We start from the raw sequence: 11,939 nt of genomic DNA on the forward strand, positions 1-11,939 counted from the left end.
CCGATCAGCAAGCGCGCCATCCGATTCGAGATCGCGTCGAGCTCACGGTAGGTGAGCTCGCGGTCCCCGTCGACCAGCGCGACGTGATCCGGGCGCGCCGCCACCGCGTCCGCCATCAGGTCCGGCAGCCGGCGGCCGGTCTCGACGGCGCCGCCGGAGCGAGTGGTCAGATCGGCGTATTCGGCGGGCGACAGCAGCGGCAGCGCCTCCACGGTCAGGCCCGGCTCGGCGACCACGGCCGCCAGCACCCGCTCGAACCGCTCGGCGAGCCGCACGATGGTCACCGCGTCGAAAAGGTCGGTGGCATAGGTGATGTCGATGGTCAGGCCCGCCGGTCGATCCTGCGCGTCGAAGGTCTCGGCGACGGTGAACTGCAGATCGACCTTGGCCACGGCGATGTCGATCGGCTCCGGCGCGACCCGCAGATCGGACAGTTCCAGCGCGGGCAGTTCGTAATTCTGGAACGACAGCGCGACCTGGTACAGCGGGTGGCGGTTGGGCAAGCGGGCCGGGGCCAGCACCTCGACCAGCCGCTCGAACGGCACATCCGGGTGCGAGAGCGCCTCGATATCGCCCTCGCGCACCGTCTTCAGCACGATGTCGAAACCGGCTCGCAGATCGACCTCGGTGCGCAGCACCAGCGTGTTGACGAACATGCCGACCAGACCGTCGAGCGCCTGCTCCCCGCGCCCGGCCACCGGCGTTCCGATGGCGATGTCGGTGGTCCCCGACAGCCGGGCCAGCAGCACGGCCAGCGCCGCGTGCACGGTGCTGAACAGGGTGGCGTCGTGCGCGCGGGCCAGATCACGCAGTCCCGCGTGCACATCAGCGCCGACCACCGCGCGGAACTCACTGCCGCGCTGGGTGGACACCGCGGGACGCGGCCGATCCGCGGGCAGTTCCAGTTGCTCGGGCAGCCCGGCCAGGCGCCGCTGCCAGAATTGCAGCTGCCGGTGAGCCAGGGACCGCGGGTCGGCGTCGTCACCGCGGCGCTCGGCCTGCCACAGGGTGTAGTCGGCGTACTGGACCGGCAGCGCCGTCCAGGCGGGTTCGCCGCCCTCGCGGCGGGCCTGGTACGCGGTCATGAAGTCGACGGCCAGCGGGCCCAGCGAGAACCCGTCCGCACTGATGTGGTGGACCACCAGCATCAGCACGTGCTCGGTCTCGGACAGACTGAACAGTGCTGCGCGCAAGGGCGTTTCACGCGTCAGGTCGAAGGGCATGCCGATCATGGCGGCCACTCGGCCGGCCACCTCGTCCGCGGCCACCCGCTCGGTGAGCAGCGCCGCGTCGGAGGTCGCCAGCACCTGCTGCTCGGGACCGTCCGGGCCGTCCGGGTAGATGGTGCGCAGCGTCTCCTGGCGCGAAACCACGTCCCGCAGCGCGGCATTCGATACCGCGATATCCAGGTGGCCGGACACCCGCAGCACGAGCGGAATATTGTCCGCGGCCGCGCCGGAGCCCATACCGGCCTCACCGGCGTGGTAGCGGTTGAGGAACCAGATGCGGCGCTGGGCATCCGAGAGCGGCACCCGCTCCGGGCGCGGCCGCGCGACCAGCGGCAACGGCGTACCGCTGCCCGACCGGGCCTCAGCGATGGCCGCGAGCCCGGACACCGTCGGGGCGTCGAACAGGTCGCGCACCGACAGCTCGGCGTCCAGCGCCGCGCCCACCCGGGCCACGACGCGCGCGGCGACCAGCGAACTGCCGCCGAGCGAGAAGAAGTCGTCGTGCGCGCCGATCCGGTCGGCGCCCAGCAGATCCGCGAAGACGCCGGCCACCACCTCCTCGGCCACGGTCTCGGGCGCGCGGTAGACGGCCGTCTCGAAGACCGGGGCGGGCAGCGCCGCGCGGTCCAGCTTGCCGGAGGCATTGACCGGGAAGGCATCCAGCACCACGAACGCGGCCGGAACCATGTAACCCGGCAGGGTGGCGCCCAGCGCCATCTTGATCGCGTCCAGATCGATCACGGCGCCGGGATCGCGCAGCAGGTACCCGGCCAGCTGCGCTCCGCCTCCCCGCGCTTCGCCGGCGTGCGGGTCGGAGCGCACCACCACGACCGCCTGGGCGACGCCCGGCTGCGCCAGCAGCGCCGCCTCGATCTCGCCCAGCTCGATGCGCAGACCGCGGAGCTTCACCTGGAAATCGGTGCGGCCCAGATAGATCAGCTCGCCGTCGGCATTCCAGGTGACGAGGTCGCCGGTGCGGTACATGCGCTCGCCCGCCGCGAACGGGTTGGCCACGAAGCGGTCCGCGGACAGGTCCGGCCGGCCCAGGTAGCCGCGGGCCAGCTGATCGCCCGCCAGATAGAGCTCACCCGCGACACCCGGCGCCACCGGGTTCAGCCGGGCGTCCAGCACATAGGTCCGGGTGTTCCACACCGGGCGGCCCATCGGGACGAACGCGGTGTCGGTGTCCACGACCTCGTGGTGGGTGACCTCGACGGCCGCCTCGGTCGGGCCGTACAGATTGTGCAGGCGCGCACCGGTGAGCTCGCGCAGCTTGAAGGCCGTGCCGACGGGCAGGCCCTCACCGGAGGCGAACACGGTGTTCAATTTGCCTCCGCTTCGCTCCGGCGCGTTCGCGGCTTGCCCACTGTGATGGGCGATCTCGAGTTCTGCGACGAATACGGTCAGCATGGACGGCACGAAGTGGACGACGGTCACGCCCGCCCGGGCGATGATGTCGGCCAGGTACTTGGGATCGCGGTGGCCGTCCGGTGCGGCTACCACCAGGCGGGCGCCGATCTGCAGGGGCCAGAAGAACTCCCACACCGACACGTCGAAGGTGAACGGCGTCTTCTGCAGCACTACGTCGGCGGCGGTCAGGCCGTACTGGGCCTGACCCCACACCAGGCGGTTCACCACCGCGGCGTGTGACACCGCCACGCCCTTGGGACGACCGGTCGAGCCCGAGGTGAAGATGACATAGCAGGCGTTCGATTCGCGCAGCGGCGCACGGCGATCCGCGTCGGTGAGCGGGGTGGCGGCGTAGCCGTCGAGGTCGAGGGCGTCGATCTCCAGCACCGGAATGTCGCGCGCCGTGGTGAATCCGTCCCGGCCGGTCGTCAGGATGATCACCGGGCCCGCCGCGTCGAGCACGTAATCGGTGCGCTGCTCCGGCTGGTCCGGATCCACCGGCACATAGGCGCCACCGGCGGCGAGAATCGCGTACATGCCCACGAGCAGCTCGGTGGACCGCCGGATAGCCAGCGCCACCCGGGATTCCGGGCCCACGCCGGACTCGACCAGCTTGCGGGCCAGACGGTGCACGCGGTCGGCGAACTCGCCGTAGGACAGTGTGGTTCCCTCGAATTCGACGGCGGGGGCGTCCGGGCAGGTCAGCGCCCGCGCGTCGAACAGGGCGACCAAGGTCGCGGGGACGGTCTCGCCCGAATCGCCGACCGGCAGCGCCGCGCGGATGTCGTGGACGGTGTCGTTCCAGTCCGTCAGCACCCGGGACCGCTCGTCGGCCGTGAGCAGGTCGATATCGCCGACCGGGCGGTCCGGGGCGGTGGTGACGGCGTCCAGCACCAGATCCAGCCGGCGCGCGAAGGCCGCGACCGTGGCCTCGTCGAAAATGTCGGTGGCATAGGTGAACACGGCGTCGAGCCCGTCCGCCGCGCTGTCCTCCACCAGCGACAGCTGCAGGTCGAACTTGGCGATGCCGGGATCCAGATCGATCCGTGACGCCGTCAGACCGTCCAGCTCCAGCGTCGTCTGCGTGGTGTTCTGCAGATCCAGGGCCACCTGGAACAGCGGGTGCCGAGCCTGCGAGCGCATCGGGCTGAGCACCTCGACCAGCCGCTCGAACGGCACGTCCGCGTGCGCGAAGGCGCGCAGATCGACCTCGCGCACCTGGGCCAGCAGCTCCCGGAAGGACCGGTGCGGAGCGACCTCGGTGCGCAGCACGAGGGTGTTGACGAACATGCCGACGAGATCGTCGAGCGCCTGCTCGCCACGGCCCGCGACGACCGAGCCGATCGAAATGTCGCTGGTGCCGGACAGTTTCGCGAGCAGCGTCGCGAACGCCGCGTGCATCGCCATGAACAGGGTGGCGCGATCGCCCTCGGCGAATTCCCGCAGGCGCGCGTGCCGCTCGGCGGATATCGCGAAGCGGTACTGCGCGCCCCGGCGGGTCGCCACGGCCGGACGGGGCCGATCGCCGGGTAGTTCCAAAGTCTCCGGCTGCCCGGACAATTCGGCACGCCAGAAGCGAATCTGGTCCGCCAGCAACGATTCCGGGTCGTCCTCGGCACCCAGCAGTTGACGCTGCCACAAGGTGTAATCGGCGTACTGCACCGGCAGCGGCGTCCACCGCGGAGCCGCGCCGCCGCGCCGGGACGCGTAGGCCAGCATGAGATCCCGGGTCAGCGGCGCGATGGACCAGCCGTCGGCGGCGATGTGGTGCACAGCCAGCACCAGCACGTGGGTCTCGGGCGCGACCCGCAGCAGGGTCAGCCGCGCGGGGGCCTGCTCATCCACCGCGAACGGCAGCACCGCGAGCCCGAAGATCCGAGCCTCCAGGTCGGCGGCCTGCACCTGCTCCGACGCCAGTGCGACACCCGCCGCTTCGACCGGCAGCACCAGCTGGCGTCCCACCCCGTCCACGGCCGGGTACACGGTGCGCAGCGTCTCGTGTCGCCCCACCACATCGGTGACCGCCGCCGCCAGCGCCGCCTCGTCCAGCGGACCGTCCAGCCGGATGGCGGCGACCAGGTTGTCGGCGATGGAGCTGTTGTCGAAGCGATTCAGGAACCACATGCGCTGCTGGGCGTAGGACAGCGGCACCACCTCGGGCCGCTCCCCCGCCACCAGCGGCGCCCGGCCGCCCGACCCGGCCAGCTCGGCCAGCCGGGCCGCCAGCTCGGCGACACTGGACGCCTCGAACAGCAGCCGGACCGGCACCTGGGTATCCAGCGCCGCGCCCAGCCTGGCCGCCACCTGGGTAGCGACCAGTGAGTTGCCGCCCAGCTCGAAGAAGTCGTCGTCCGCACCGACTCCGGCGGCGGCCGGCTCGGCCGAAAGCTGCTGCGCCACCGAGGCGCTCGGGGTCGCCGCCGCGGCCGCCGAATGGCCGGCCAGCGCCGTCGCGGCCAGCAGCTCCGAGGCGCCGGCCGTGTCCGCGGGTGCGCCGTCGGCGGGGGCAAGGCCGAGCACCTCGGCGAAGACCTCCGCCACCAGCATCTCGATCGGCGTTGCGGGAGCGCGGAATTCCCGCGCGGCGAAGACCGGCGCGGGCAGCGCGCGGTAGTCGAGCTTGCCGTTGACGGTCATCGGCACGGCGTCGAGGACCATGAAGGCGGCCGGAATCATGTACGCCGCCAACCGGCCCGCCAGCGCCGTCCGCACCTCGGCCACGTCCAGGCCCTCCGCGACCGGCACCAGGTAGGCCACCAACTGGTCGCCGCGCACGGCGTCGTTGTGCAGCACTACCACGGCGGTGCGCACCTGCGGCAGGGCCGCCAGCGCCGCCTCGATCTCACCGAGCTCGATGCGGAAGCCGCGCAGCTTCACCTGAGAGTCGTTGCGGCCCAGGTACTCCACCTCGCCGCCGACAGTCCAGCGCACCAGATCGCCGGTGCGGTACATGCGTTCGCCAGGCGCCCACGGGCAGGCCACGAACCGGCCCGCCGTGAGGGCCGGGCGACCGCGGTAGCCGCGCGTCACCGGCAGGCCCGCCACATACAGTTCACCGATCGCGCCGACCGGCACCGGCCGCAGGCGGTCGTCGAGGATCCACTCCCGCGACCCCGGCACCAAATGACCGATCGTCACTGGCCGGCCCGCGGCCAGCGGCTCGGTGATGTTCACGACCACGGTGGTCTCGGTGGGGCCGTAGGCATTGACCATGTCGCGCCCGGCCTCGGCCCACCGCCGCACCGTCTCCGGCGACAGCGCCTCGCCGCCCACCGCGATGTGACGCAGGCTCGGAACATCGGACGGATCGATGGTGCCGATACCGGACGGGGTCATGACGACGTGCGTCACCCGTTGCGCCCGAATGACTTCCGCCAGCTCCTCGCCCATGTGCGCACCCGTCGGAGCGATCACCAGGGTGGCGGCGCAACGCAGAGCCAGCAGCAGCTCGCCGACCGAGATATCGAACGAGGGGCTGGTGACCTGCAGCACCCGCGCGTCGGCGGCGCCGCGGTAGCGCTGGTACTGCGCCTCGGCGAGACCGGACAGACCCGTGTGGGTGACCAGGACGCCCTTGGGCAGACCGGTCGAACCGGAGGTGTAGATGGAGTACACGACATTGTCGGCGCGCAGCGGGCGCACCCGGTTCGCGTCGGCGATCGGGCCGGCCGGGAAAGCCGCGCAGGCGTTCGTGAGTTCGGCATCGTCGAGCAGCAGCCACGCCAGCGTGTCCGGCAGCGAGTCCCGCACGGCGTGCACGGTCAGGCCGAGCACGGCACCCGCATCCCGCACCACGTACGCGATGCGCTCGGCGGGGTAGGCCGGGTCCACCGGCACCCATCCGGCGCCGGTCTTCGCGATCGCCCAGACCGCCACGATGTACTCCACGGACCGCGGCAGGCTCACGGCCACCAGATCCTCGGTGCCCAGACCGCGTTCGATCAGCAGCCGCGCCAGGCGATTCGACGTCGCGTCCAGTTCTGCGTAGGTGTACTCGACGTCCCCCTCGACCAGGGCGAGCCGGTCCGGAGCGGCCGCCACGGCCGCCGCCATCAGCTCCGGCAGCAACCGGATCGAGTCCACCGCTGCGCCGGAACGGGTTGTCAGATCGGTGTATTCGGTGTCGGACAGCAGCGGCAGGGCATCCACGATCACGGCCGGATCGGCGGTGATGGCCTCCAGCAGGCGCACATAGCGGTGCGCGAACACCTCGACGGTGGCGGGATCGAACAGATCCACCGCGAACTCGAACTCCGCGTGGATCCCCGCCGGTGCCGGACCTTCCCCGGGACCGGCACCGGCGAAGCTTTCGGTGACCGCGACCGACAGGTCGAATTTGGTCACCTCGGTGTCCAGCGTACCCGTGGTGGCAAGCAGCCCGGGCAGTTCGAGGCTGATGTCTCCGGTGGCCGTGAACGACAGCGCCACCTGGAACAGCGGATGGCGGGACTGCGAGCGCGCCGGATTCAATACCTCGACAAGCTGTTCGAAGGGAACATCCCCGTGCGCGAAGGCCGCGAGATCGGCGTCGCGGACCCGATGCGCGAGTTCGCGGAAGCTCAGCCTGCCGTCGATCTCGGTGCGCAGCGGCAGCGTATTGACGAACATGCCGATCAGATCGTCGAGTTCGCGCGCACCGCGGCCACCGACGGGGGTGCCGATGACGATGTCGGATTGGCCGGACAGGCGCGACAGCAGCACCGCCAGCGCGGCGTGCATCAGCATGAAGGTCGAAATACCCTCGGCGCGAGCCGTTTCCGCAACGCGCGTATGCAACTCGACGGGCAGTTCGACATCGAGTTTGGCGCCGCGGCCGGTGGCCGTCGCCGGGCGAGGGCGATCGGCCGGCAGCTCCAGCAGATCCGGCGCGCCGGCCAGGGTCTGCCGCCAGAAGTCCAGCTGCCGCGACAGCAACGAGTCCGGATCGTCGGCCGCACCGAGTCGATCCCGCTGCCACAGCGTGTAATCGGCGTACTGCACCGCGAGCGGCTGCCAGGCCGGGGCCCGGCCCTCGGAGCGCGCAAGGTAGGCCGTGATGAGGTCGCGCGCCAGGATCGGGAGCGACAGACCGTCGGCGGCGATGTGGTGCAACACGATGGCGATGGCGAACTCGGGCACATCCGGTTCGGCCGCGTCCACCACTGCCGGACCGCCGAGGCCGCAATCCGAGGCGACCGCGCCGGTCACGGCGAACAATCTTGCCCGGAACGGGATCTCGTGCTCGAGGTCGAAGCCGCGGGACGCGAACTCCCGCAACCGGACGTCCAGATCATCGGCATCGCAGGCCTCGTGCGCCACCGGCTCCGCCGCCGCCGCGACCGGCAGCACCTCCTGGCGTGCGAAACCCGCTGTCGTCGAGGGGAATACGGTGCGCAGCACCTCGTGTCGATCCAGCACATCGGCCAGCGCGGCCCGCATCGCCGCCTCGTCGGCCTCGCCGCGCAGGCGCACCACGAACGGCATGTTGTAGCCGGCGCTGCCGGTGTCGAAGCGGTTCAGGAACCAGATGCGCTGCTGCGCGGGGGACAGCGGCAGCGACTCCGGGCGCTCCCGCCGCACCAGGGCGACCGCGCTGCGCGAATCCGCGTCGGCGTCCAGGAATTGGGCGTCGACCAGCGCGGCCAGCTCGGACACGCCGGTGGCGGAGAACATCTCGCGCACGGTCAGATGGCAGCCCAGCTCGGCGTTCAGGCGCGACGCGACCTGGGTGGCGACCAGGCTGTTACCGCCCAGGGCGAAGAAATCGTCGGTGCGGCCGACCTCGGCGGCGCCCAGTACCTCGCCGAACATCCGGGCCACGGCCTGCTCGGTCACGGTGGCCGGCGCCTCGTACCGCGCCGCCGTACGGACCGGTTCGGGCAGCGCGGCCCGGTCCAGCTTGCCGGAGGCGTTGACCGGCAAGCCTTCCAGCACCACGTACGCGCTCGGCACCATGTATCCCGGCAATGCCCGCGCCGCCGCGGCCTTGAGGCGGGTCGCGTCCGTCTCGGCGGGCGCGACCACATAGGCCACCAGTTGGTCCTCGCGCACGACCACCACCGCGCGGGAAACGCCGTCCACGGCCGCCAGCACCGACTCGATCTCGCCGAGCTCGATGCGCAGACCGCGCACCTTCACCTGGAAATCGGTGCGGCCCAGGTACTCCAGCTCACCATTGTCGGTCCAGCTGACCAGATCGCCGGTGCGGTACATGAGCGCACCGCCGACGCCGGCGAAGGGATCGGCCACGAAGCGCTCGGCCGTCAACCCCGGCCGCGCCACATAGCCCCGGGCGAGCTGAACCCCCGACAGATACAGCTCACCCGGGGTCCCCACGGGGACCGGCCGCAACCGCGCGTCGAGCACGTACAGCCGGGTATTGAACACCGGTGCGCCGATCGGCACGGAAACGGTGTCCGCGGCCGTCACCTCATGGAAGGTGACATCGACCGCAGCTTCGGTGGGACCGTAGAGATTGTGCAGGGCGGCGCCGGTCAGCGCGCGCAGCCGCTGGGCGGTCCGGGCCGGCAGCGCCTCACCCGAGGCGAAGACCCGGCGGAGTTCGGTCGCCTTCCGCTCGGCTCCGGGCGCGGCGCCGAAAGTCTCGTTCTCCCCTTCCTCCGCTCCGCTCGGTCCCCCCGCGCTCGCGCCGCGAACCAGCGAGGATTCCCCCTCCAGCTCGGCGATGTACGCGTCCAGCATCGAGGGAACGAAATGCACTGTGGTGACGCCGTATTCGGCGATCACGGCGTGCAGGTAGGCGGGGTCGCGGTGGCCGTCGGGCTGCGCGAGCACCAGGGTCGCGCCGATCTGCAGCGGCCAGAAGAACTCCCATACCGACACGTCGAAGGTGGCGGGCGTCTTCTGCAGCACCACGTCGGTCTCGGCCAGCCGGTAGGTCTGCTGCATCCACACCAGGCGGTTCACGATGGCGGCATGGGTCACCGCCACGCCCTTGGGGCGTCCGGTGGAGCCCGAGGTGAAGATGACGTACGCGGTGTTGTCCGGGCGCAGCGGCGCCCGGCGCTCGGCGTCGGTCAGCGGCGCGGCCGAGTATCCGGCCAGCGCGTCGCCGCCCAGCTCGTCCAGATCCAGTGCTATGACATCGGTTTCGGGGCGATCGGTCGAGGTGGTCAGCACCAGCGCGGGCGCGGCCGTCTTCAGGATGTGCGCGGTGCGCTCGGCCGGGTGATCCGGATCCAGCGGCACATAGGCCGCACCCGCGGCCTGCACGGCGTACATGGCCACCACCAGCTCCGGCGACCGGCGCAGGTGCAGGGCGACCAGCGACTCCGGGCCCGCACCGAGCGAGATCAGATGGCGGGCAAGCCGATTCACGCGCTCGGCGAACTCGCCGTAGCCGAGGTCACGGGCGGGCTCACCGGCGAAACGGACGGCCATGGCCGACGGCGTGCGGGCCGCCTGCTCGTCGAACATCGACACCAGCGTGGCCGCGGCGTCTCGCGGGTACGCGGTGTCGTTCCACAGCCGCAGCACCACATCGCGCTCCAGCTCGGTGCAGATGTCCACCGTCGCGGGCCGCTCGGCGGAATCCAGTGCGACCAGCCGCTCCAGGAATTTCAGGAAGCGCCGGTGGTGCCGGACCGTCTCGGCTCTGGTGTAGAGGTTCGGATTCACCTCGAGATCGACGCGGATCCGGTCGTTCTCCCCGTAGAAGAGGTTGAGGCTCAGGTCCTCGACGGGGCTGGTGGACAGCAGGTGCAAGCGCGCCTTGATATCCCCGAACTCCAGCTCCGGATGGAACAGCATGATGTTGACCATCGGGCCGAACAGCGCCCGCGACACCGGCCCGCCCTGGAGCGCGGCATCGCGGTGGATGTCCTCGTGCCGATAGCGCTGGTGGCGCAGCGCGCCCGAGATCTCGACGCGCGCCGAGGTCAGCAGCTCACCCCAGGTGGTGTCCTCGCGGACCGGGACACGCAGCGGCACGATATTCGACAGCATGCCCGTCGAGCGCCGCATGATCGCGGTGGTGCGGGCCGTCACCGGCAGGCTCAGCACCGCCTCGTCCTTGCCGGTGAGCCGGGCCAGATAGGCCGCGAAAGCCGCGACGATCACCCCGGCCAGGCCCGAATCATGCTGCGCGCCAACCTCTTCGACCCGCCGCTGCAGGTCCTCGGACAGCGGTGCGCCGTAGTGCAGATTGCCCGCGTGGGGCGGGGCCGCGCGACCCTTGAGGGTGGTGCCGCCCTCCAGGCCGGCGGTGCGCTCGGCCCAGTGCGCGCGGTCGGTCAGGAAGCGGCTGCTCTCGCGGTAGGCCAGCTCCGACTCGACCAGTTCCCGCAGCGTGCCGACCTTCACTGTCTCCGGTTCGAGACCGCGCCGCAGGGCGGTGTAGCGGCGGGCCGACCACTGCATGGTGTTCATGGCGGCATAGCCGTCGCCCACGATGTGGTGGCCCAGCACGAACCAGAACCAGCGCTGGTCGGCGACCCGGATCAGCGTGGGCGCGAAGAGCTTCTCGCCATCGGTGAGCACGTTCACCGGCTCGACGATCTGCGACCGCATCCATTCATGCGCCGCCGCAATGGGATCCGCCGCTGCGCGCAGGTCCATCAGCGTGGTGTTGTGGCCGGCGGAGGGGTCGATGTATTGGACGGGCTGACCGTCGATCTCGGTGAAGCGCAGCTGGGAGGTGCGCCAGATCGGCACGCCGTCCTCGGATACCCGGAGCAGCAGGTCGACGTCGAAATCGCCCTCGATGTCGACGTACTGGGCCATGGTCAGCGGGACGTCAGGGTTCAGCAGCTGGGCGTACCAGACGCCGATCTGTGCGGGTCCGAGGGGAAAAGGCGCTGAGATATCCGACGACTGAACTTCACTCGGTCCGAGATCACTCGAGTCCGTACCCTGCACCAGAGCCTCCCTTGTCATGGCGAATTGCTATGTCGACCAACGGTTTCGGGCATCGCGAAATGGACCTGGGGTGCGCTCGGCTGACGAGGGCGCACCAGGCCGCGAAAAATCGCACCGCCCTGGGTGATTCGACGAGTGCGCGGCGAGTCCGCGCGTGATCCAACTAGTGCTCGAAGCGGCCGGGCCCTACTGGCTCACCGGCCGGGATGCGATTGCCTCCGGGTCATCGCATCCGGGTTGTGCTGCTGCCGATCTCCTCCAACTGTCACCTGCATCACAGGGATGCCGTTCATGCATGCGAACACTAGGCGTTTACACAATAAAAAGGAACTTTTTCCAAAAAAAAAGTTGGACGAGCGTCTAGTTGGGCGGCGCGCTCACGCGAAGATCGCCATAAATGTGGGTACGACCACATGACGAGGCAACGGTGTGACCGACCACACT

At 70.5% G+C, this 11,939-nt stretch carries 1 protein-coding gene (cut by a window edge); it reads right to left on the reverse strand.

The window, feature by feature from the left end:
• Positions 1–11,513 carry the 5' portion of a non-ribosomal peptide synthase/polyketide synthase gene (locus GLP40_RS30245; RefSeq protein ID WP_154791430.1) on the reverse strand. The gene continues 6,619 nt to the left of window position 1, outside the view, so the window shows 11,513 of its 18,132 coding nt (coding positions 1–11,513); its start codon is at positions 11,511–11,513; its stop codon lies beyond the left edge, outside the window.
• Positions 11,514–11,939: the final 426 nt, after the last annotated feature.

The organism is Nocardia aurantiaca, assembly GCF_009708175.1.
Taxonomy (GTDB): domain Bacteria; phylum Actinomycetota; class Actinomycetes; order Mycobacteriales; family Mycobacteriaceae; genus Nocardia; species Nocardia aurantiaca.